This window comes from Chlamydia pneumoniae TW-183, assembly GCF_000007205.1.
GTDB lineage: Bacteria > Chlamydiota > Chlamydiia > Chlamydiales > Chlamydiaceae > Chlamydia > Chlamydia pneumoniae.
Genome location: NC_005043.1, coordinates 1,068,550 through 1,092,138 on the forward strand (window position 1 = coordinate 1,068,550; position 23,589 = coordinate 1,092,138).

The following is a 23,589-nucleotide window of genomic DNA, read 5'->3' on the forward strand; positions in this document are numbered from 1 at the left end:
CTTAATCAGATTTGTTGAAGTCTTTTTGCCTTGCAAGAAGCACTGCAATATCTTTCTTAGTTAGCCCAGGAATAGCTTCCAGCTCTTCCTGGGAGCTAAGCATTACCTGTTTCCAACTTTTAAATTTCTGCAACAATCGTTTTCGCTTTACCTCTCCGATTCCAGGGATTTTTTCCTGTTCAAATAAAGCCTTTCCTCTTTTTTTCCTGTGCTTACTAATCGCAAAGCGATGTGCCTCATCACGAAGGATCTGAAAAAATTGTAATAAATTAGAAGTCGGGGGAAGAGAAAAACCCTCTGGGAACGTCTCGCAGAAAATCTTCTCCTTATTTAACCCTCGACTATGATTACTTTTTTCTTTTGCGATAGTAACAACCTGAATTCCTGTAAGATTGAGAGTTTGGATTATTTTTTTTGTCTTGTTATAGTGCGTTTTCCCCCCATCAACCACAATCATATCAGGAAGAGCTGTGGTCAGTGAATGAAACCTTCGTAAGAGCACTTCTTCTAATAGAGCCAAGTCATTCTGAGTCTTTTCAGAATCTATGGAAAACGTACGATATTGCTTGGGATCGAACCCATTATTTTCAAATACAATGTACACTCCAGTAGCGTGAGCACCTTGCATATGAGCATTATCGTAGCATTCTATCCGATACGGATATTGTGACATCCGCAGTATATTTTGAAAGTCTTGGTAGGGGAGCGTTGATGAAGGAAGTGTAGTTGCTGCATACGCCTTGGCATTGCGATAGGCTAGATCAAGAAGTTCTTTTCCATATCCTGTTTTTGGAGAACGTAGGCGGGGAGGAGACTCCGCATTCAATACGTAGGAGAGAGTAGGAAATTCTAGGGGAAGAGGTGTCAGAATTTCTTTAGGAATGTAGGGTTGGCTAACATAATATTGCAAAATAAAAGAGGAGAGCAAGTCTTGATCTTCTTGAGCATTCTCAAAGAAAGAGAAATGGCGTGCCCCAAGAAGCTTCCCTGAGCGGACAGTAAGTAGCGTGAGGATGGTGCGTTGTTTATGTCTGTAAAGACCAAGAGCATCAATATTTTGAAAATGAAATTTTTCCACCTGTTGCTTTGCCATAGCTTGCTTAATTAGGGACAACGTGCGGTAGTAATTCGCAGCTTGCTCAAATTCTAAGTTATCGGAAGCCTTTTGAATCACTTTTTCTAAGTCCTTGACCACTTCTTCGATCTTTCCTTTAAGAAAGAGGATCGCCTTGTCTAAGGTTCCTTGATATTCTTCAGGAGTGCAATAGCCGACACAAGGAGCAAGACAGCGCTTCATGTCATAAAGAATGCAAGGGCGTTTCCTTAAGGCAAACTCTCGATCTGAACAAGTCCTCAGAGGAAACCATTGGCTGATAACCTCTAAGAGAGTGTGGCAGGCTTCAGCACTTACATAAGGGCCAAAAATCAATTGTCGTTGTGAAGAGGTTATCGCCTTCGTGCGGATAGCTTCCACTTTGGGCCACGAATGTGACAGGGAAATCGCAAGGCAGAAAAAGGTTTTATCATCTTTGAGCAACACATTGTATTTAGGATGGTGCTGCTTTATCAAATTGTTTTCTAAAAGGAGGGCCTCAGTTTCATTCGACACAACAATAGTTTCAATAGACGCGGTCTTTTTCATGAGAAAAGGGATGCGTTCTCGAGAGTCCCCTTTCTCATGAAAATAGGATGCTAAGCGATTTTTGAGATTTTTAGCCTTGCCAATGTAGAGGACTTGATCATGGACATCCTTCATCAGGTAGACTCCAGGAGAGGAAGGAATGAGTTTGAGAGAAAAATCCTCAATGCGCATAACTAGAATAATGTCAGTTGTTGCATCTTATCTTGAGCAGGGCGTGTAATGGATTCCGGGCCTTCTAATTGTCTTAGGATCTGCTGAGCTCTCGATACCACACAAAGGGGAAAGCCAGCAAGCCTGGCGACATGAATGCCGAAACTTTTTTGTGAATGTCCCTTGAGAATCTCATATAAGAAAACAGGCTGCCCTGCTTTATCTTTAACTCCGGCATGAAAATTTTCAACGTGCGGACAATGGTCTTCTAAAGTCGTCAATTCTTTATAATGAGTTGCAAAAAGCGTCTTAGCTTTCTTTTTGTCAGTGAAAAGGAGGTACTCTACAACAGCTTGAGCAATGGCAAGGCCATCATAAGTACTGGTTCCTCTTCCTACCTCATCTAGGATCACTAAAGAGCGGTCCGTGGCATTGTGAAGGATATTCGCAGTTTCGGCCATTTCTACCATAAAAGTAGACATTCCTTTTGAGAGGTTGTCTCCAGCGCCTATCCTGGTAAAAATTTTATCAATCACTCCGATGTGAGCTGATTTTGCAGGGATATACGACCCCATTTGAGCCATAATCACAAGAAGAGCTATCTGACGGATATAGGTAGATTTTCCTGCCATATTAGGCCCAGTAAGTAAGATCATTCGAGTTTGAGAGCCACGCATTTCAGTGTCATTGGGAATAAATTTCCCTGTGTCTACAAGAGTTTTTGCTACAGGATGACAACCACGATAAATACATAAGGTGTCACTCATATCTACACGAGGACGACAATAGCCCTGAGCATGTGCAAGATCCGCAAGAGAAATGATGTAGTCTAGATCAGCAAGACTTTGAGATAGAGCCAAAATCTCAGTGCGTAACTGTAGGATGTGTGAGCAAAGATCCTTGAAGAATTGCGTTTCTAAAGTTTGAAGTTTTTCAGAGATATTAGACATATCATCTTGGAATTGCTGCAGCTCAATAGTAGTAAACCTTTCTGCATGCAATCGTGATTGCCGACGGATGAAATCTTTAGGAAGTTGAGGAGCAAACTCGCTGCTCACTTCAATATAATATCCTAAAGCCTGAGCAAAGCAGATTTTGAGTTTTTTGATCCCTGTTTCTTTACGAATGCGTTCTTGGTATTCCCAAATCCATTCTTGAGAATGCTCTTGATTGTGGCGTAAGCGCTTTAAATCATTGTGGAACTCATCCACAAAAATATTTCCATCAGAAACTCGGAGAGGGAGGTCGCCGTTCAAGGACTTTGAAAGCAGTGCAATTAAGGAGGCTAGCTTTGTATCTAACGAGCATTTATCTATAAAGAATTCTGGAAGAGTCGCAGAAGCCAGTTGTTCGTAGATTTGAGCTCCTGCAGAAAAAGAATCTCTGAGTGTCCCGATATCTCTAGGCCCTGCCAATCCTGTGGTCACTTTGGTCATCAGTCGTTCGATATCACGTACTTGACAAAGGTACGTTTTGATATTTTTTCTTAAAGTCACTTGCCGAAGGAAAAATTCTACAGCATCTTGACGTACAAGGATCTCCTTAGGGTTATAGAAAGGACTGATCAAAATTTGACGTAAAAGTCTTCCCCCCATAGGTGTGCTTGTATGATCCATGATACGTAAGAGAGAATTTTTCCCCTGAGGATCATTCAAGGGAGCGAGGAGCTCAAGGTTCACTTGAGATGCCGTATCTATTAATAACTTTTGCTGTTTTCCACGCGTTTGGGGAATCGCAATATGTTTCGTAGGTAATAAAAGTTTATCTTGGATATAAGAGAGAAGGCCTCCAGCAGCGTTGATCGCTGGGACGAGCCCTTTCAGGCCAAATCCATCTAGGGAGGCCACTTGAAAATGCGTTGTAAGTTTTTGAGAGGCGAACTTATGTTCAAAGGCCCAGTCCGCATACGTAGATAAGGTCAGCTTGAGGTGTTGTTGCAACTGCATGACAATAGCAGTTTCTTTATTATAAAATTTGTTACACGAGAGCACTTCAGAAGGAGCAAGACGACAGATCTCGTCAACAAGCTCTTTGGTATTCTCACATTCTTCAATAAAGAAAGATCCCGTAGAAAGATCTAAACAAGCAAAACCAAACAGAGACCCGATACGATTGATAGCAACAATATAATTATTGAATTTTTCCTGGAGCAGGGTGGAGGATAGCAAAGTGCCAGGAGTGACAAATCTCTGAATATCCCGGGCCATGGGACCGATTTTTTTACTCTCTTTTTCTTTTGCAGGCTCGCCAAATTGTTCTGCAACAGCAACTTTGAATCCCTTGCCGATGAGGCGATCCACATAGGTATCAACAGTAGATACAGGAATCCCACTCATAGGAATTCCCTGTCGTTGTGTTAAAGTAAGTTCCAAATGTTGGGATAAAAGAACCGCATCGTCATAAAAAGCTTCGTAAAAGTCTCCCATCCGAAATAAAAGCACAGAATCTCCAGCTTTTTCTTTACACTGATGCCATTGTTCCATCATCGGGGTAGGTTTTTTTTCCGTCATAACTTATTCGCAATGTACGTTATTGTTTTCATATCCATTAGGATTCAAATGTATTGAGCTAATTGATTACTGCTTTATTACCGTGGCTTTTGCTAACGGTTGCTTTGACTATACAAGAAAGTAGAGTTTTCGAACGAGCCTCTAAAATTCCTGAGAGACAGCCTCAGTTGTAAATCTAGAGTGGGAGTTAAGAATGCTGCATTACGAGCCGGTCCCCTTGAGAAAAGATAAACAGGATGGGATATTAATTCCAAGGCAATTCTCGGTAGTAAATCCTTCCCTGGGATGCTGTAAATAGAAAATTTCTTTTTATAAGAATTCCCTAATATAAAAGAAATTCATCCAGAAAGAAAAGCTGCATTAGACAAAATACAGAGGTAAATTAATAATTGGGGAGAGTCTCTTTATTTTATAGAGCCTCAGTCTTTTTAAACTAAGAAATCTGTAAGTTAAAATTGCAGCATAACCAAGTTGCGTACCGCTATGTATACGGAAGAGAGCTTAGATAACCTGAGACACAGTATAGATATTGTGGATGTCCTTTCGGAACACATCCATTTGAAGCGCTCCGGTGCAACATACAAGGCATGTTGTCCTTTTCATACAGAGAAAACACCTTCGTTCATAGTCAATCCTGCGGGTGCACACTACCACTGCTTTGGATGTGGTGCACATGGAGATGCCATTGGCTTCCTCATGCAGCACTTGGGATACTCTTTTACTGAAGCCATTTTGGTATTATCTAAAAAATTTCAAGTAGACCTAGTTCTCCAACCCAAGGATTCCGGATACACCCCTCCTCAAGGACTGAAAGAAGAATTACGTCACATCAACAGTGAAGCTGAAACTTTTTTCCGTTATTGCTTGTATCACCTTCCAGAAGCGAGACACGCTTTGCAGTATTTATACCATCGGGGATTTTCTCCAGATACAATCGATCGATTCCATTTGGGTTATGGACCAGAACAATCTCTTTTTCTACAAGCCATGGAAGAAAGGAAAATCTCACAAGAACAACTGCATACTGCAGGGTTTTTTGGGAATAAATGGTTTTTGTTTGCACGAAGAATCATCTTTCCTGTCCACGATGCGCTAGGACATACCATTGGATTTTCCGCTAGGAAATTTTTAGAAAACTCCCAAGGGGGTAAGTATGTCAACACTCCAGAAACTCCTATATTCAAAAAGTCCAGGATCCTCTTTGGGTTAAATTTTTCACGTAGGAGAATAGCCAAAGAAAAAAAAGTCATCCTAGTGGAAGGACAGGCCGATTGCCTGCAAATGATAGATTCAGGATTTAATTGTACAGTGGCAGCTCAAGGTACAGCATTTACAGAAGAACATGTGAAAGAGTTAAGTAAATTAGGAGTTTTAAAAGTCTTCCTACTCTTCGACAGTGATGAAGCAGGAAATAAAGCAGCATTACGTGTTGGGGATCTTTGTCAAACTGCTCAGATGTCCGTATTTGTCTGTAAGCTACCACAAGGCCATGATCCCGATTCTTTTCTTATGCAACGAGGAAGCTCAGGACTCATTGCTTTATTAGAGCAAAGCCAAGACTATCTTACGTTTTTGATCAGTGAAAAAATGAGTTCTTACCCGAAGTTTGGCCCTAGAGAAAAGGCTCTTCTAGTTGAAGAAGCGATTCGTCAGATCAAGCATTGGGGGAGTCCTATTCTTGTATATGAGCATTTAAAACAACTAGCCTCCTTAATGATGGTTCCAGAAGACATGGTATTGTCTTTAGCAAACCCTCAGGTAACAGCCGAACCACAAAATATTCCCATAAAACAAAAAGTTCCCAAGATACATCCTCATATTGTGATGGAAACAGATATCTTGCGTTGTATGCTTTTTTGTGGATCCAATACTAAAATTCTCTACACAGCGCAATTCTACTTTGTCCCGGAGGATTTCAAACATCCCGAATGTAGGAAATTGTTTGCGTTTATGATTTCCTATTACGAAAAATATCGGAAAAATGTTCCCTTTGATGAAGCCTGTCAGGTACTTTCTGATTCTCAGATTCTTCAACTGTTAACCAAGCGGCGCCTAAACACAGAAGCTCTCGATACTATCTTCGTACAATCTCTTCAAAAAATGGCAGATAGGAGATGGCGAGAGCAATGCAAACCTCTCTCTCTTAACCAAAATATTCAGGATAAAAAGCTTGAGATTTTGGAAGACTATGTTCAATTGCGTAAAGATAGAACAATAATCACACTTCTAGATCCAGAAAGTGAGCTCATTCCTTAACCCAGCTCTTCTTTTGTAAAGAATTCTTGTTTTTCTAAATCCCCCGGATTTCTTAGATGTTTCCTAATTTCCTTGGAGGAGGAACCTGCAATGATGTGCCTTTCAATAAACCGGAAAGCGGCGTAATTCCTATTAAAAGCAACTTACTTATAATTTATTGAAATTTTAATAAATATAATATAAAATATTGTTTCGTTTTTATTTTTATTATTAGTTTTTTATGAAATCTTTTAAGTTTTTGTTGCCATTTTTAAGTGTTATTCTTTGCTGTGGAAACCTACTCTCTTCTCCACGCTCCAGAGCAATTTCAGTGACCGAATCCATTGGAATGTCGGCAGTGAAGACTCTTGTTCTATCTGAGAAGGCTCATGAATTCTTAGAGGGAATCGGATATGGAGTTGGAGCATCTAGTATTCTCCGCGACTGGCAAACACAACAGTGGTTAGAAATAGAATCCTTATTAGCACAAAATGAGGTGATGTAAATTTGAGATATTTTCACTTACAAAGTATCTTTGCCTATTTATATCGGCGACCTGTTCTCTATAGCTTAGCAAGTATGATTTTCTCTACTGTAGTCTCTAAAATTCATAGCTTGACCGCGATCTAGCTTTCCAACTCTCATATCCTTATCTATCTCCAAAAAATAGATTTTATAAAATTATAAGTTTAATTCTATCTGTTTGCAATTTGATAAAATTGATTATCTGTGATAACTTACTTTAACTTTAAATAAAGATTTTTAAATAAAAATTATGATGCACCGTTATTTTATTCCTTTATTAGCACTTCTCATTTTCTCTCCTTCTTTAGTCAGGGCAGAGCTACAACCAAGTGAAAACAGAAAAGGGGGGTGGCCTACACAACTTTCCTGTGCAGAAGGTTCGCAACTCTTCTGTAAATTCGAAGCTGCCTATAATAATGCAATTGAGGAAGGGAAACCTGGGATTTTAGTCTTTTTCTCTGAGCGACCCACACCAGAATTTGCCGACTTAACGAATGGTTCATTTTCTCTCTCTACGCCAATCGCCAAGGGCTTTAATGTCGTTGTGTTATGCCCCGGGCTTATCAGTCCCTTAGACTTTTTCCACAAAATGGATCCTGTGATTCTCTATATGGGAAGTTTTCTAGAGATGTTCCCTGAAGTGGAGGCAGTTAGTGGCCCTCGCTTATGTTATATCTTAATAGATGAACAGGGTGGGGCTCAATGTCAGGCTGTCCTGCCTTTAGAAACAAAGAATTAGAGTATATTTAAAAACAAAATTTTGCCATCCTACTTCGGACATAATTTTGATCAATTAAGGAGGCATTACATGCGTATCGCACTATCTCTACTTTCATTATTAATGATATTCCCTATCTTCGGAGAGGAAAGTCGCCCTGGTTCAGAAGACGGCAACAGTAATACGCAGGAGATAGTCGGATCTCAGGATACACAGGTATGTCTTTATCATTCCTATGAACAGGGCTTGCAAGCATCCCGAATCGAAGGAAAGCCCCTGGTTATTGTAGTACTTTGCAATTCTGGTGATGATGGCCAGGCATGCACCATAGGGTTAAGTGAAACATGTGAGGAGGTCCTTTCTGTACTTTCAGGATCTATTTTTTCCGAGTTAGCTAACTTCGTCGTACTTGTCCCTTCAGGAGTGAACCCACTCATTTATCCTCCAATTGAAGATCCGATTCTCGCAGAGATTGTAAAGTTTAAGGAGTTGTTCAAAGATGAGTCTTTCCCTACAGGATTAAGTATTATTGTTGTTGGTGTCACTCCAGAAGGACCTGGTGATATCATAGAAGTCAGTCCGGTTTCGTTAACCGTAGAGGAAGAAGAGACGCTACCAAGTGAACAAACTACAGAAGTAGAGAGCACGTCTGAACTTCAATCAGAAGATCCAGCTATAGCATAACCAAGATCTTCCCTTAATAAAAGAAAGCGCTCGTAGGATTCCTCCCACGAGCGCTTTCTTTATCTAAATGTTATGAAATTATACAGCTACAGATTCCCAATGACACAAGGAAAACTTATCCATAGCAGTAAGTAATAGCGAAATCCGTAAGTTGCGGATTGCACCATCATCATTAGCAATATGCACAGTATTCAGAAAATCCTGAATATCATTGGAAAGATCAGCAAGGGATAAGAAATATTCTAAAAAGGCATGTGCTGAAGTTTCCTTAGGAAATCCAGGGAAAGCATCAAGAACTTGCTTAAAATTAGATTCACGATCCCCAAGAACTTCAATAGGGGACGAAGTCATGGAGAGTTTTAAAGAGGAAAGAATCTTCTTTAAACGATTGTGAGTGGTCGTAATCACTGCTAATTTTTCTGTATGCTCTTCCTTTAATAGCTGAAGGGCTTCAGCAGTATCTAAAATCTCAATAGGATTTTTCGTTGCAGAATCTATAAGAACAGCAGCAATCTCATCCTTACGAAACTCTAGGGATCCCATAAATGTTTTTAACCGACCCCAAATGAATTCAAGGATTTCGTGTATAGTCTTGGACTTATCCCAGACCTTTTCTTCAATGGTGCTAGGAAAATGGTCCGCTAGACGATCTAAAAGAGAAGCAAGATCTATAGGGAGCCGAGAGGCGGATACTAGTGTTAACACTTCTAAGGATTGACGACGTAGTGCATAAGGATCATGCGATGACGTAGGCTTAAGTCCTAAAATAAAGCAAGCAAGCAAGTTATCCAAACGATCTAAAAGAGAAAGAAGAGTTCCTATGGTTGAGAGCTTTTGACCCATAGTAATGTGTCGTAGGTGCTCTCCTACAGCAACCGCAGACGCTGTGGGAAGATTCGCATGCTTCAGATAATACTCTCCCATGATCCCCTGAAGTTCAGGGAATTCATTGACGACAGCCGACACTAAGTCAGCTTTGCAGTATTGGATGGCAATGTCTAGGTCCTCGGAAGCCGCTAAAGAGGAAAAAGTAGAGAACACTCTTTGGTGTGCTTTTAAACGCTCTACCTTGTCATATAAAGAACCCAAAGCTTCAAAGTATGTCACAGACTTGAGCTTTTCAATAAAGGTTGTTAAAGGAGTCTGTAAGTCTTGTTTGAAAAGAAATTCTCCGTCAGTGAGACGAGGAGTGAGTGCCTTTTCATTTCCTTCAATGATTGTATCATTCGGAGAATTATCACAAACTACAATAAAAAAGTTAGAAATAGCTCCAGAAGAGGTTTCGTGGGTAGGGAAATACTTCTGGTGATTTACCATCTCAGCTATAAGTAACTCTTTCGGTAAAGCACAAAATTGCTCGGAAAATTGCCCACAAGAGACAAAAGGGTGCTCCGACAGGAAGGTAGCTTCTTCAATTAAACGGGGAAGAGGAATCGCAGAAATTGTATCAGAACTATGAGCTCGTAGCCCTTGTTCTATAATCATGCGACGCTCTTTTTGTGAAACTACAACACACGCTTGCCTTAAGGTTTCTACATAATCTTGAGGAGAGGAAATCGAAATTTTTCTCGGATCTAATTGACGATGACCAAAAGAATTTCTTGAAGCTATTATAGTACCGAGAGTGATTGGTAAGATGTGTTCTCCATAAAGAGCAACTAGCCAACGTATAGGGCGGGCATACTCGACTCCGCTGTTATCCCAAACCATCTTTTTAGGGAATTTCATCCTCTGAATTAATAAAGGAAGTTCCTGCATTAAGATATCAGCAGTTCGTAACCTTATCTCAGGATGTAATAGGAATAAATATTCAGAACCGTTGACTGTACGGATAGCTAAGGAAGCGTGACGGGAAAGATCTTGATAATGAGAAATATCCACACCCTGAGAAGCAAAAAACTGCTGGCCTTGAGGAGACACATCTCCATCAGGAGAAAATAAAGACGTCAGCATAGGACCTTTTTTCTCAAAAGCCTTCTGCACGACCTCAGGAGCTACGTTTTTAACAAGCAAAGCCAACCGTCGTGGAGAGCCAAGGACCTCTAACCCCTCATAAACAATATTATGATCAGTAAGAACCTGGCGAGCTAACGATTCTAGTTGTTGTATTCCAATAGGAACAAAAGTCGCAGGAAGTTCCTCAGAACCAATTTCTAGTAAGAGATCCTCTGTAGATGAAATCATAGGAACTACAGATTCTGATGTTTCCTTAGGCTCAGATGTTGAAGAAAGACTAAGTAAAGGATAATTTAAAGAAGCACGCCACTCTACATAGCTATCCGCAACTAAACGAGTTAATTGACGGATACGAGCAATATAACGTGTACGCTCAGTAACAGAAATCGTTCCCCGAGCATCAAGGATATTAAAAGCATGCGACGCTTTGATCACGAAGTCATAAGCAGGAACAGAAAGACCATTTTTAAGAGTTCTTAAAGCTTCCTCAGCGAAATCTTCGAAATGCTTAAACCACATCTCGGTGTTTGCATAGTCAAAATTATATTCACTCCAAGCTTTTTCAGAAGCTTGTGTAATTTGTCCATACGTTAAAGTGTCATTCCATAAGACATCATAAATAGAGGTTTTCTTTTGCAAATACATCGCAATTCTTTCAATGCCATAGGTGATCTCCCCACTGATAGTATCCAAAGGTTTACTCCCAATGGCTTGGAAATAGGTCAACTGGGTAATTTCCATCCCATTGAGCCACACTTCCCAACCTAAGCCCCAAGCTCCAATGGTAGGGTTTTCCCAATCGTCATGAATAAAACGGATATCGTGATCACGAAGGTCTAAACCAATGGCCCGTAGCGATTCCGTATAGAGTGAGAGAAAATTTTCAGGCACGGGCTTTAAAATGACCTGGAGTTGATGATAGTTTTGTAGCCGGTTCGGATGCACGCCATACCGACCATCTTGCGGACGCCTTGAAGGTTCTACATAAGCAGCCTTATAGGGCTCAGGTCCTAAGGCTCGTAAGAACGTTGCAGGATTGAATGTTCCAGCACCAACTTCTAAATCGTATCCTTGATGGATGACGCACCCTTGCTCGCTCCAAAATCGTAAGATAGTCGCAATCATAGACTGTAAGGTGAGGGGATGTTCTGACACAAATGACTCCAAGGTATAACATTTTTTCTTTTGACATTCTCCTTAGCTAAAGCGGGAGATTCTTGTTTCATTGAAGGTAGCATAGATTTTAAAGCTACAGTCACACCTTCTCCACAAGCGTAGATTTCCGTGTGTCTCACGGTACGTGTTAGGATGAGTATATACCTTTTGAAAAATACTGCAGTACAGAAAACCAAAAGAAAATAACGACATAGATTTAACAAGATCAGAGAACAAGTTTTTAAAACATCATTTCCATTCTAATTAAATTATATGAAGATTTTTTACCTTTTGACCTAAAAACTCTCTTGAGTAATCTTAAGAACAATCCTGTGAGCAGATGTTTGGATTATAACACTCAATTTTGAGTTATTTTCATAGTGCTTGACAATATTTTCAATAATTTAGAAAAATTAGAAAATTTTCTATTTAGCTTAGAGCAAGAGGGTTCTCGATATACAAAAATGGATCATGCGAGCAATTGATTTTAAGGAAAACACGACTTCCTTTTAAATTCAAAGTTATCCTCGATCTTGTGAATAAAATAACTATAGGGTTTCCTTAAGTAAGCTAGAACAAAAAATACGCAGACTGTGATTTCAGTGCTTTCCTCTTAGTAAGGCACTCATCTCATGGACAGACAAGAACCATATATTAGGGGAGTAGGGTGGGGCTACCTAATTACATCACTTTTTCCAGACTCTTTATTACACCGATTTTCATGATCCTGTATTTAAAAGGAAAATGGTTTGGAATCACTCCAGTAGTGTTGCCTTACGTGCTGTTAGCTCTCCTGGCAATCTCTGAGTTAACAGACGCTATCGATGGTTATGTCGCAAGAAAATTTTCACAGGTTACCGATTTAGGAAAACTCCTGGATCCTATGGCAGATAGTATCTACAGAATTTCTATCTACCTAACTTTTACACAGCCTCCAGTCAATTTACCTTTGCTTCTGGTATTCATCTTCCTAGCACGGGATTCTGTAATTAGTACTTTGCGTACTGTATGTGCTTTCCGTGGGCGTGTTGTCGCTGCAAGGGCTAGTGGGAAACTAAAAGCTATACTACAAGGAGTCAGCTTCTTCTTAATTCTTTTGGTTATGATTCCTCACTCCCTAGGACTTCTTTCTCAGAATGGATTGGAAATCTTTGCCTCAGTTACGGTTTCAATCATAGCTGTGTATTCTATAGCCTCAGGAATCGAATACTTCTGGATGAACAAAAACTTTTTATCCCAAAGAGCTAAAACAAAAGATTCAGAAAAGAATCATGAGAGTAAAGATTGATAAAGATTTACGTAATGCTTAGCCATGGCATCTAAGCCAGAGGCCCGAAGCATTCCCGACTCAATCAAATTCAACCAAACGTCAGGCTCCTGACGATACGTCGTTACAGCGTTGCTAAGCATAGCCCGAAATTCATTAAAATTGTTTGTATCAAAGAAAGTGAAACCATTTACCCCAGGAATCACTGTATCAGCAAGCCCTCCAGTTTTACGAACTAAAGGAACTGTGCCATAACGCATCGCTATCAGCTGGGTAAGTCCACAAGCCTCCCTATGTGAAGGGATGCAGATCATATCGGCAGCAGCATAAGTTAGCCTGGCTAAAGGATCATTAAAGTCCAAGATCAAACGAATGTTGGGGGAGCTCGCTAAACAATCTTGTAAGTTACGGAACTCATTAAGAAGAACCTCATTTTGACTTGTCCCAATCAAGATAAAGGCATAACTGTGCTCCATAGCATGGAGAATAATCTCTTTCATAAATTCAGGACCCTTTTCCTCAACAATGCGTGAGATCACACAAATCAAAGGAAAATAGTCTGAACTGATCCCCAACTTCTCATATAATACCGCTCTGTTCTCTTCTTTTTTAGTAAAGAGAACGTCAGGTTCGCTTAATAGGCTTGCATCGTACTGTACAGCTAAAGCAGGATCTGTCTTCGGGTTCCAAACGTCTTCATCAATGCCATTGATGATCCCAGAAAATACAGAATTTCTTGCTAGAATCGCATCATGAAGTTCGTAATCAGAATAGTCGTTTATAATTTCCTGCACATAAGTAAGAGACACTGTCGTAATGTAATCCGAACAATAGAGAGCTCCCTTCATTAGAACAGAAGTTTGCGGATCGCGAAATAGTTGGTAGTGACTCAAATGAAAATCATCAATTTGCGACGCTGCTAATAGCTGCGTACTACAATACCCTCGATAACCAAAATTATGGATAGTAAAGACAATCTTCGAATGCACAGGGTTTAAAGGGTTTTTTAATAAACCCGCAAGTAAACCTACATGCCAGTCATGCAAGTGCACAATGTCAGCAGGATCCGCTTCTTGAAGATAAGCTGCAGCTGCAGCTGCAAAAGCAGAGAAACGTACAACATTATTCTCAGAGTACACGGACGTGGTTGAGAAAAGCTCTATTTGTGAATCCAACGTAATTATAGTAAGCGTAAGACCCTCGTAAGAATAAGAAATTGCAGAGGCTTGCTGCTTGCCTAAAAATTCATAATAGAAAGAACGCTCGGAAAGAACTTGAGACGAAGAGAATTTGGAAATTAAAGGATAATGAGGGAGAAGTACTTCCACATCATTTTGTTTCGCTAACTCCTTAGATAGACTAGCTACAGCATCGCCTAGACCGCCTACTTTAACGATTGGAGTGAATTCTACAGCGACTTGTACGATTCTCATAGACTCTCCCTAAAGCTATAAAATATCCCATATCAAGGGCGAAGGTAAAATCTCAAGACCAAAAAAGAGAGTTTTTTATCATTTTCCTATTTTCAAAAACTGAAGATTCGTTAAACTAATGCCTTTCTGTTGGGGTGTGGCCAAGCGGTAAGGCAGCGGTTTTTGGTACCGTGCATCGGAGGTTCGAATCCTTCCACCCCAGAGTCCTTTTCTTCTCCTTTTGGTAACTGTATTCTTTAGTTGTCTCTTCTTACAAGAAGGATATACGTTCAATTCTTTAATTAGGGAAAGTATTGACTTTTTCCAAACTGGAGATATAATTTTGCCTCGAAAACTGTCGATAGACGTCCAAGACATGACAGTGATTGGCCCTCTAAGAAAATATGTTTGGACTCTCAGAGTGAATGCATAGCGCACAGCTCTTTTAGCTCAAGATTACGGAGAAAACAACATTATGGAGCTTGTAGTTACAAGTCGAGAGACTGGTAAGAAATCTTTTCTTAAGAAAATTCGTCAGCAAGGTGGAATCCCTGCTGTAGTATATTCTGCAGGCAAGAGCCTTGCGAATATCACTGTGGATGCACTTGTGTTTAAAAAGTTTTTATCGAATTTAGAAAGCGGAGCCCTATCTTCTACGGTCTTTTCTTTGTCTTATGAAGGGCGTATAATTAAAGCTCTAGTTAAAGATATCCAATATCAAATCACCACCTACGATGTAATTCACCTCGATTTTGAAGAACTCGTAGAAGATCGTCCTGTAAAGTTAAATATTCCTATCCGTTGTATCAATGCTGTAGACTGTATTGGAGTGAAACTCGGTGGATCTTTACGACAAGTGATTCGTGCCGTTCGCGTAGTATGCAAACCTAAAGATATTGTACCTTTTCTAGAACTTGATGTGCGGTCTGTTGGACTTTCTCAAACGAGAAAACTATCCGATATAAAGATCCCTGCTGGAATAGAAACAATTACACCTTTGAAAGAAGTCGCTATAACCGTCTCTAGAAGATAATATGGCTAAGCTCATTGTAGCGATAGGGAACCCTAGGCATGGGTATGCAAATACTAGACATAACGCAGGGTTCCTATTGGCTGATAGGTTAGTGGAGGAGCTCCAAGGCCCCCCATTTAAACCGTTATCAAAATGCCATGCTTTAATGACTCTCGTAGAGTCTTCTTCAGGGCCTTTGGTTTTTATTAAACCAACAACTTTTGTCAATTTAAGCGGTAAAGCCGTGGTTTTGGCTAAAAAATATTTTAATGTTGCTCTGAGTCACATTCTAGTTCTCGCTGATGATGTGAACCGTTCGTTTGGTAAACTTCGCCTTTGTTTTAACGGAGGAAGTGGGGGACACAATGGTCTTAAGAGCATTACTGCCAGCTTGGGTTCCAATGAATATTGGCAATTACGGTTCGGTGTAGGAAGACCCCTCGAAGAGGGTGTTGAGCTATCTAATTTCGTTTTAGGAAAGTTTTCTGAAGAAGAAAATCTTCAGTTGGGATCCATATTTGTTGAGGCATCTACTCTATTTACCGAGTGGTGTTCGAAATTTTAAATGGCTTGAGAAGTTTCTGAAATAATTTTAGTGGACTGAGATATCTTAAGGATAATAAACTACTCTATCTGTCTGTGTTTAGGAGTTTTTAATGGGAAAAAAAGAAAATCAACTTTACGAAGGCGCCTATGTGTTTAGCGTCACTCTTAGTGAAGAAGCTAGGCGCAAAGCTTTGGATAAGGTTATTTCAGGCATAACTAATTACGGCGGTGAAATTCATAAAATTCACGATCAAGGACGTAAAAAACTAGCGTATACCATTCGTGGAGCTAGAGAAGGTTACTACTATTTTATTTATTTTTCTGTCTCTCCTGGAGCCATTACAGAGCTTTGGAAAGAGTATCACTTAAATGAAGATCTACTTCGTTTCATGACTCTTAGAGCAGATTCTGTAAAAGAAGTTTTAGAATTCGCCTCTCTACCCGAATAATTTGTTAAGGAGAAAATATGAATAAGCCTGTTCATAATAATGAACACAGAAGGAAGCGTTTTAATAAAAAATGCCCTTTTGTTTCCGCAGGTTGGAAAACAATAGATTATAAGGATGTTGAAACCTTAAAAAAATTCATTACCGAAAGAGGTAAAGTATTACCTAGAAGAATTACAGGTGTTTCTTCCCGTTTCCAAGGCGTGCTATCCCAAGCAATCAAAAGAGCTCGCCATTTAGGGTTGTTGCCTTTTGTTGGAGAAGATTAATTTAAAGGAAGAAGAATGAAACAACAGCTACTTTTACTTGAAGATGTTGATGGATTAGGACGTAGTGGTGATTTAATTACCGCTCGCCCTGGATATGTCCGTAACTATCTTATCCCTAAGAAAAAAGCAGTGATTGCTGGTGCAGGAACTCTGCGTTTACAAGCTAAACTTAAAGAGCAACGCTTAATACAAGCAGCTGCTGATAAAGCAGATTCCGAAAGGATTGCTCAGGCTCTCAAAGATATCGTTTTGGAATTCCAAGTACGTGTTGACCCTGATAACAATATGTACGGATCTGTAACCATTGCAGATATTATTGCAGAAGCTGCTAAAAAGAATATTTTCTTGGTTCGTAAAAACTTTCCTCATGCCCACTACGCTATTAAGAATTTGGGCAAGAAAAACATTCCTTTAAAGCTAAAAGAAGAAGTAACCGCAACCTTATTGGTCGAAGTTACCTCTGACAATGAATACGTCACTGTTTTGGCTCAAGGAAAACAAACTGAGGAAAATCAAGAAGGCTAATACGTAGGGTAGAAAAGTTTGTTATAAGGATATCATGCAATACTTTTCTCCCGCAAAGTTAAACCTTTTTTTAAAAATATGGGGAAAGCGTTTCGATAATTTTCACGAGCTCACAACCCTTTATCAAGCTATAGATTTTGGAGACACACTTTCTTTAAAGAATAGCATGAAGGATAGTTTGAGCAGTAATGTTAACGAATTGCTTTCCCCCTCGAATCTCATCTGGAAAAGCCTCGAAATTTTCAGAAGAGAAACACAAATTCACCAACCAGTTTCTTGGCACCTCAATAAATCTATTCCCCTCCAGTCTGGCTTAGGAGGAGGCAGTAGTAATGCAGCCACAGCCCTCTACGCTCTTAACGAGCATTTCCAAACCCATATTCCTATAACAACATTGCAACTTTGGGCTCGAGAAATCGGAAGCGATGTTCCTTTTTTTTTTCTTCAGGAACAGCATTAGGGAAAGGTCGGGGAGAACACCTCTTCTCTATAAAAAAACTCAACCATAAACATAAATATGTTCTCTATCTCGATCATCAAGGAATACCCACAGAAAAGGCATACCAATCCTTACTTCCACAAGACTATAGTACAGGAAATCATAACGCCTGTTTCTATGGTGAAAATGATCTAGAAAAATCCGTATTTCGTATACGGACAGACTTGAAAAATAAAAAACACATGTTAGAGAGGATGTGGAGTCCTTTCGAAAGCCATGTGCTTATGTCAGGTTCAGGAGCTACCCTATTCGTTTGTTATCTAGAAGAGTTAGAACAAGATTCAAAAGTATCCTCCCAAATCCATAGCCTAATCAAACAAACCCAAGGAATTCCCGTTAGCCGTCTTTATAGGGAACCGCATTGGTATTCTCTAAAGCAATCTACTTACAAAAACAGCCCGCTAGAGTGTTTTCAGCCACAGATATGATTTTATTTGCCTCTACAGAAAGTGAGTTTTCTGCTTGGCAAAATCCATGAACATTACCTAAACTCGCCTTTTCCTTCAGCACAGAGAATATAAGAGTAGAAGCTTCGGAAATTTTCGTTACTTTTTTAGCAGTCGTTTCATCTGCTTTAGGAAGTGTAATCTTGTAAGACATAAATAAACCCTCACATTCTCTTCCTACTTAAAGGATTTTTTTATTTTAAACAATTTCTTTTATAAATGTGTTTTAGCTTCTTAATGTGAAATTTCTATTTCTCTACGAGAAGAAAACCAGAGATCTTCCTAAATTTTTTGACCCTTTCTTTTTACTGTGAATACCTTTATGTCTACGCATAAGTATTAACTTAGCTCGTCTGGTTCTCTATGATCCTGCCTCCATACTCTTATTCTTTGAAAATAGGCGCCGCAGTGCTCTTTTTTTGTTCCATACTGCACACATTTCTGACTCCCTGGCTCTACACTCTATGTCAGTCTTACGAACATAAAAAACTTGTTTTCCCAGAATGCTGGAAACGCTATGCCCGGTTGTCAGAACTCTTCAGAATCCTAAGTAGAGTAGAAATTGTATTTTTCTTGTGGGCAGTACCCTTGTTCTTCTGGTTTCTATATACCGAAGGATACAGGATTTCCATGGCCTATTTTAATAGTAGAAATTATGGATTCGCTGTCTTCATTATGGTGATCCTCATTTTACTAGAGTCCCGCCCTATAGTATATTTCGCAGAACTTGTGCTCTCCTCAATTGCAAAATTAGGAAAAACCTCTCCCAAATCCTGGTGGTGGACATTGATGATCGCACCACCACTTCTCTCCTGTCTCCTTAAAGAAACAGGAGCTATGATTATCGGTGCGACTCTACTTATGAGACATTTTTATGTTTTTTCTCCGTCAAGACGCTTCGCATACGCTACTATGGGACTTCTGTTTTCTAATATTTCCATAGGAGGACTCACAAGCTATGTATCCTCAAGAGCTCTCTTCCTTATCTTTCCTGCACTAAAATGGGAACACTCGTTTTTTCTTTCCCACTTCGCATGGAAAGCTATCGTCGCTATCCTAATCTCTACAACAATCTATTATTTTATCTTTCGAAAAGAATTTAAAAAGTTCCCAGATATCCCTAGTGACAAAGATCCTAGCGTTGAAAAAGTGCCCTGGTGGATCATCTGTGTTAATATTATTTTTGTCGGTTCTATAATATTATCACGATCCACACCCTTGTTCATGGGAGCTCTACTACTCTTTTACTTAGGGTTTCAGAAGTTCACTATCTTTTATCAAGATCCAATCAACCTTTCCAAGGTATGCTACGTAGGACTTTTTTATGCCGGATTGGTAGTCTTCGGAGATCTTCAAGAATGGTGGGTGCTGAATCTAATGCAAGGTCTGTCAGATTTCGGATACATGACAGTTTCCTATACGCTGTCCATATTCTTAGATAATGCACTTGTGAACTATCTAGTACATAACCTCTCCGTAGCTACAGATTGCTACCACTATCTTGTAGTCGCAGGCTGCATGGCAGCAGGGGGACTTACCCTAGTCTCCAATATCCCAAATATCGTGGGATACCTCATCTTAAGGTCCGCATTTCCCTCATCGACAATCCATATGGGATGGTTGTTTCTCGGAGCTTTAGGCCCCTCCATAATTTCCTTGGGAGTCTTCTGGTTATTGAAAAATGTTCCAGAATTCCTCTACTGTTTTTTCAGGTAAACTAAAGATAAAACAAAGGCATAAGATATGATCTTATGCCTTTGTTTTTAAGAGGTCTTCTGAGTGCCACGTATATAGACGCTAGTTTGCGTCCCTAGTTCATTGCTAAGGAAACACTGACAGTATTTTAAGAACTCTTCGTATGTTAACGTTTCCGCAATAGCAATCTTCAAGTCGGGAGTCGAAAACTCCACAAAAGGCCGCTCAAATGCTAGAGAAAATAACGCCGAGTTCATCATGTCTAAGGAATGCTCAGGCTCCAAGATTTTATTGATATACGCTTTGCGTATGTTTGCGAATTTCTCTTGCGATATTCCAAATTTCTCAGGAGAAGCTGAGACCTTGTTAAGGAACAGAGAAGTTTTAGCAAGAAGCTCTTCAGGAGAATACGCATCCGAACGGATATAGAGAAATCCAAACGGCCTGGAAGCAAACTCTCGATAGCGCGCACCCACCATATAACCCAATTGCTGTTGCGTTCTAAGCTCCTCAAAAGTAATGTGATGCAACCATTCAAAGAGCATCTCCGCACAAACCTTCCCTTGTATAGACGGGGAACTCTTATCTTGAAGTAATAAGAGCATCCCGTTTGCAGTTAACGGATAGTCATGATGGATCTCAGAAATTTCCTGAGACTGTAGCTCGTAATAAAAGGGCTTTGTAGCATGCGAAGATCGTGACGCAGTGAAAACTTGTAGCATCTCAAGATAATCTTTCTTCTGCTGCTCAGAAAGGTTCCCTAAGACCATAACTTCAAGATGTACACTGTTGAAAAGGTTCGAGGCAAACGCTTGGAATTCAGAAAAACTTAACTTCTCAAGAGCTGATAGCTTAGTAGTATTAGAATACGTCTCCTTCATAACTTGTGAGGCAAGCTCATCAAGCCCAGAACGAACCGGACAGTTGAGCAAAGCTCCTTGATAAAGCTCTAACAACTGCTTTTTATATACTAAGAATGTCTCATAGCTAATCTCTAAATTAGGTAATGAGGTTAAAATTGAGTTTAACAATGCAGGGACTGTTGTTGTGTACCCTGAAACTCTTAAATCAATACCATCACCACCTAAAGCAGAAGTAAAAGAAAGACCAGCTTGCGTTGCGGGATAATACTCCCTCAAAAGCTGATCATTCACAGCTAAGCAATAGAGCTCCGTAGCAACTAGAAATTGAGGGGAGGACCTCGAAATCTGAGGAGAGCGGATGCGAATCTGACTGGAGAGTTTCGGTGCTGTATAGTAGTGGTCCTCGCAATGGTACAGAGTTAATTTATCATCTTGGTAACTGAGTGCAGGAGCAAAAGGAAATTCTTGTTTTTTCAGTAGGTGTACACCAGGAAGAGTCACCTCTTTAGGAATAAACAGATTCGGCTTTGGAAGAGCTATGGGCTTTAGTGACTGCACCTTTCCATAATCCTGAACACCGTCCAGAGCTTTTACATAGTAGGTCATGTCAAAAATAGGATCGTGGAGCTGAGTCGCTTCTTCCCAATGCTCAGAGTTCTTACTAGATAAGACAAAACGTGCTTGTTCAGGATCAGAGACTAAATTAAGAAGAGCAGACTCGTCTTCAGAAGAGTATTTAGGATACACAAGGCTATGATAAGGATACGTAGATAGATCCTCATTGCCCAAGGATACAATCTGCTTACAAAGCAGATCAAACAATGGACTTTTGGAACTGTAACAGTAGTTTAAAGCATTAATTGTAGAAATTTCTTCTAACGTATAGTTGGGAATCCCGTGTTCCTGAATATATCGAAGATATTGGAAGGTACTATCAATAACCTGAGAATAGTGTTTATCGCCTTTCTCCGTAAGCTCATAGCTAATATAGAATTCTCCAGTATTTAAAGAACTTCTAAAGAATTCCACGTCTAAATCCGTAATTAGCTGCTCGTTTTTCAATAAAGAGACTAAACTGTTCTTACTCTCATTTCTTAAAACTTCAGCAAGAGCCTTGTAACAGCCTAAAGGAATCGGATGGGAAGATTCATAAATATGCCAGTAAATTTCTAGATTAGAGGTAGGCTGAATCGCTTGGTTAATATAGAGATTCTTTAATGACGAGGTGTCACCAGAAGGAAGAAAAGGTTCCTGTCTTTCATAATTTTTTGATCTAGGAATCTGAGAAAAAATCTTTGAGAACTGTTTCTTTGCTTTAGAGAGCGGAGCTGATGTGTAAGCAATAGCACACATATTCTCAGGAGAATAATGTAGCTTAAACCATTCTGCCATTTTCTCTGTAGTCACTGGGGTGAGGGTGGAAGCATTCCCACAACCAAAACGTGCGCAGGGATGGCCCTGAGGAGCAACAAGCTGCTGAATGCGATGCACACGTCTCCCATCAGAAAGAGGATGAGCAGCGAATTCTTGATGTACTGCGTACTTTTCTCTATCAAGATCTTCTTGACGAAACTTCGGATTAATAAATAGATGAACAAATTGGTCTAAAGCATCAGAAAACGCAGAATGTTCTACTGAAAATACAAAGACTGTTTTATTTGGGTAAGTGAAAGCATTATGCACCCCATTATTTTCGCTTAAAAATCCAGGGAAACCAGAGACCTCAGGATACTTTTCATTTCCAAGAAAGACACAGTGTTCTGTGAAGTGCGCCATCCCAGGATACTCTTCAGGATCGGCATTATTTCCTGTTTTCACAAGGAGTGCTGCTCCCGAAGTAGGAAGATTAGGGTCGGAAATAATAAGAAGAGGGAGCCCGTTACTACAAATAATCTTTTCAATTTTCTGGTCCGCAGCGGCAGGAGTGGAAACTTGTAAAGGGCACTGATTGGGGACGACTTTGAACTGCTGTTCACACGATGTTATGGATAGGGAAGTGCAAATTAAAATAGGACATAAAAGTTTCCAAAACATCTTACAATTCCTCGTATAGATTTTTTACAATAGAAAATACTTTTTCTGCTCTTAATGTTCTTTGGGCGTGTTTATCGCAATGAATAAGTTCCTCTTTTGAACATAATGCATCAAAAAATAGTTCTGCTCCGAAGTTGAAGAAAACAGGAGCAAAGAAAATGGCTCGCTGCTCCCCAATTGCATTCTCTATTTTCGGAGGAGGGGGGAGAATGTCATAGGTTTTTAAAGCAAAGGGATAAAAATGTGTCGTTTGATTAGAAGCCTTAGCTAATAAACGAAACACTTCAATGCTTTCTGGAGAGAATTCTGAAGGATATAATCTTCCTTCCGCATTTTTTCTGTCACGACCTCCTGCAGGGGCTACGTAAATAAATTTGCCTCCTTCATTTAACAAGGTCTTTAATATTTGCATGCTTTTCTGATTATGAAGAAGCTTTTCTTCCCGGAGTTCTGGTGGAGTGGCAATATGACGCTTAGAATAAATACATAATAAATCACATCCCATGCTAAATGGTCGTGCTAGGGGATCAGAAGTGACTCGGTCTCCAGCTACAAAAATCATGTTCTCCATTAACTCAGGATGCGTCTTGCCTAAGGCATAATACATGAGTTGTGGATCGCATTCTGTCTGGTGATTTGCAAGGAGAACAACATTATCTCCCCTAGCAATGTATTCTTCTATTTCCTTAAGGCGGTGTAGGTTTAAAATTCGAGAGTTTTTATCGTCAATGACTAGAGAAAAAAAATCTATACTCAAACGAAATAGATCTATAGGAGCTCGAATTTTTTTATGATACGGAGGGAAAATGAAAGGGTTTTTCAAGTCCTCGATGATAACCTTGACCCATTGTAAACATAGCACCTCAGCTTGATCAGCTGCAGCTTTTTTTGTAGCTGCATCGATGTAATTCTGATGAAAAACAGAAAATTTCTGATATAAAGGCTCTGGGAGATACTGGTTATCAAAAGCATAGCGTAAATACCTAGAAAACTGCATGTA

General features: G+C 39.8%; 20 protein-coding genes and 1 tRNA gene. 14 read left to right on the forward strand and 7 right to left on the reverse strand.

The genetic code is table 11. The features are described 5' to 3' along the window. Window position 1: 1 nt before the first annotated feature. Window positions 2–1,813: an excinuclease ABC subunit UvrC gene (uvrC, locus tag CPB_RS04860; RefSeq protein WP_010883575.1), complete on the reverse strand. Its 1,812-nt coding sequence runs from the start codon at window positions 1,811–1,813 to the stop codon at window positions 2–4. A gap of 2 nt (window positions 1,814–1,815) precedes the next feature. Then, on the reverse strand, window positions 1,816–4,302 hold the full coding sequence (gene mutS, locus CPB_RS04865; protein WP_010892221.1) for a DNA mismatch repair protein MutS: 2,487 nt from the start codon (window positions 4,300–4,302) through the stop codon (window positions 1,816–1,818). Window positions 4,303–4,785: 483 nt separating this feature from the next. On the opposite strand from mutS, the gene dnaG reads away from it, so the two are divergent. The 5 genes from dnaG (at window position 4,786) to CPB_RS04885 (ending at window position 8,464) form a co-directional block, all read left to right on the forward strand. Next, window positions 4,786–6,558 (forward strand): DNA primase, encoded by a 1,773-nt coding sequence (gene dnaG, locus CPB_RS04870; RefSeq protein WP_010883577.1) that lies wholly within the window; start codon window positions 4,786–4,788, stop codon window positions 6,556–6,558. Window positions 6,559–6,778: 220 nt separating this feature from the next. Beyond that, window positions 6,779–7,042 carry a hypothetical protein gene (locus CPB_RS04875; protein ID WP_010883578.1) on the forward strand — a complete coding sequence of 88 codons (264 nt, stop codon included), beginning with the start codon at window positions 6,779–6,781 and terminating at the stop codon, window positions 7,040–7,042. Between the two features lie 2 nt (window positions 7,043–7,044). Then, on the forward strand, window positions 7,045–7,167 hold the full coding sequence (locus tag CPB_RS05860; protein ID WP_010892218.1) for a hypothetical protein: 123 nt from the start codon (window positions 7,045–7,047) through the stop codon (window positions 7,165–7,167). Between the two features lie 145 nt (window positions 7,168–7,312). Further along, window positions 7,313–7,801 carry a hypothetical protein gene (locus CPB_RS04880; protein ID WP_010883579.1) on the forward strand — a complete coding sequence of 163 codons (489 nt, stop codon included), beginning with the start codon at window positions 7,313–7,315 and terminating at the stop codon, window positions 7,799–7,801. Between the two features lie 69 nt (window positions 7,802–7,870). Further along, window positions 7,871–8,464 (forward strand): hypothetical protein, encoded by a 594-nt coding sequence (locus tag CPB_RS04885; RefSeq protein WP_010883580.1) that lies wholly within the window; start codon window positions 7,871–7,873, stop codon window positions 8,462–8,464. Window positions 8,465–8,542: 78 nt separating this feature from the next. On the opposite strand, the gene CPB_RS04890 is transcribed toward CPB_RS04885, so the two are convergent. Continuing rightward, window positions 8,543–11,575 (reverse strand): glycine--tRNA ligase, encoded by a 3,033-nt coding sequence (locus tag CPB_RS04890; RefSeq protein WP_010892217.1) that lies wholly within the window; start codon window positions 11,573–11,575, stop codon window positions 8,543–8,545. 667 nt (window positions 11,576–12,242) lie between these two features. Between CPB_RS04890 and pgsA the strand changes: the two genes are divergently transcribed. Continuing rightward, complete coding sequence (pgsA, locus tag CPB_RS04895; protein ID WP_010883582.1) at window positions 12,243–12,863, forward strand: CDP-diacylglycerol--glycerol-3-phosphate 3-phosphatidyltransferase; 621 nt, start codon at window positions 12,243–12,245, stop codon at window positions 12,861–12,863. On the opposite strand, the gene glgA is transcribed toward pgsA, so the two are convergent. Continuing rightward, a complete protein-coding gene (gene glgA, locus CPB_RS04900) occupies window positions 12,845–14,275 on the reverse strand; it encodes a glycogen synthase GlgA (RefSeq protein ID WP_010883583.1) in 1,431 nt (476 codons plus the stop codon). The genes pgsA and glgA overlap by 19 nt on opposite strands. A 130-nt stretch (window positions 14,276–14,405) precedes the next feature. Between glgA and CPB_RS04905 the strand changes: the two genes are divergently transcribed. From CPB_RS04905 to CPB_RS05835, 7 genes are all read left to right on the forward strand, one after another. Continuing rightward, window positions 14,406–14,477 (forward strand) — tRNA-Gln (locus CPB_RS04905). Window positions 14,478–14,729: 252 nt separating this feature from the next. Continuing rightward, window positions 14,730–15,287, forward strand: coding sequence for a 50S ribosomal protein L25 (locus tag CPB_RS04915; RefSeq protein ID WP_010892216.1), 558 nt, complete (start codon window positions 14,730–14,732; stop codon window positions 15,285–15,287). 1 nt (window position 15,288) lies between these two features. Beyond that, window positions 15,289–15,831 (forward strand): aminoacyl-tRNA hydrolase, encoded by a 543-nt coding sequence (pth, locus tag CPB_RS04920; RefSeq protein WP_010883585.1) that lies wholly within the window; start codon window positions 15,289–15,291, stop codon window positions 15,829–15,831. A gap of 91 nt (window positions 15,832–15,922) precedes the next feature. Next, entirely contained in the window at window positions 15,923–16,261 is a 339-nt protein-coding gene (gene rpsF, locus CPB_RS04925; protein WP_010883586.1) for a 30S ribosomal protein S6, read from the forward strand. 17 nt (window positions 16,262–16,278) lie between these two features. After that, on the forward strand, window positions 16,279–16,527 hold the full coding sequence (gene rpsR / locus CPB_RS04930; RefSeq protein WP_010883587.1) for a 30S ribosomal protein S18: 249 nt from the start codon (window positions 16,279–16,281) through the stop codon (window positions 16,525–16,527). Between the two features lie 15 nt (window positions 16,528–16,542). Beyond that, window positions 16,543–17,052, forward strand: coding sequence for a 50S ribosomal protein L9 (gene rplI, locus CPB_RS04935; protein WP_010883588.1), 510 nt, complete (start codon window positions 16,543–16,545; stop codon window positions 17,050–17,052). 34 nt (window positions 17,053–17,086) lie between these two features. Further along, window positions 17,087–17,512 (forward strand): 4-(cytidine 5'-diphospho)-2-C-methyl-D-erythritol kinase, encoded by a 426-nt coding sequence (locus CPB_RS05835; RefSeq protein WP_010895392.1) that lies wholly within the window; start codon window positions 17,087–17,089, stop codon window positions 17,510–17,512. A gap of 420 nt (window positions 17,513–17,932) precedes the next feature. Here the strand turns inward: CPB_RS05835 and rbp7 are convergent, their stop codons facing one another. Beyond that, entirely contained in the window at window positions 17,933–18,151 is a 219-nt protein-coding gene (gene rbp7, locus CPB_RS04945) for a reticulate body protein Rbp-7 (protein ID WP_014518152.1), read from the reverse strand. Between the two features lie 209 nt (window positions 18,152–18,360). Between rbp7 and CPB_RS04950 the strand changes: the two genes are divergently transcribed. Then, window positions 18,361–19,713 carry a putative Na+/H+ antiporter gene (locus tag CPB_RS04950; RefSeq protein ID WP_010883589.1) on the forward strand — a complete coding sequence of 451 codons (1,353 nt, stop codon included), beginning with the start codon at window positions 18,361–18,363 and terminating at the stop codon, window positions 19,711–19,713. A 47-nt stretch (window positions 19,714–19,760) separates the two neighbouring features. On the opposite strand, the gene CPB_RS04955 is transcribed toward CPB_RS04950, so the two are convergent. Both CPB_RS04955 and CPB_RS04960 read right to left on the reverse strand, forming a co-directional pair. Further along, window positions 19,761–22,589: an insulinase family protein gene (locus CPB_RS04955; RefSeq protein WP_010883590.1), complete on the reverse strand. Its 2,829-nt coding sequence runs from the start codon at window positions 22,587–22,589 to the stop codon at window positions 19,761–19,763. A gap of 1 nt (window position 22,590) precedes the next feature. After that, window positions 22,591–23,586, reverse strand: a complete 996-nt coding sequence (locus CPB_RS04960; protein WP_010883591.1) for a 1-acyl-sn-glycerol-3-phosphate acyltransferase — start codon at window positions 23,584–23,586, stop codon at window positions 22,591–22,593. Window positions 23,587–23,589: the final 3 nt, after the last annotated feature.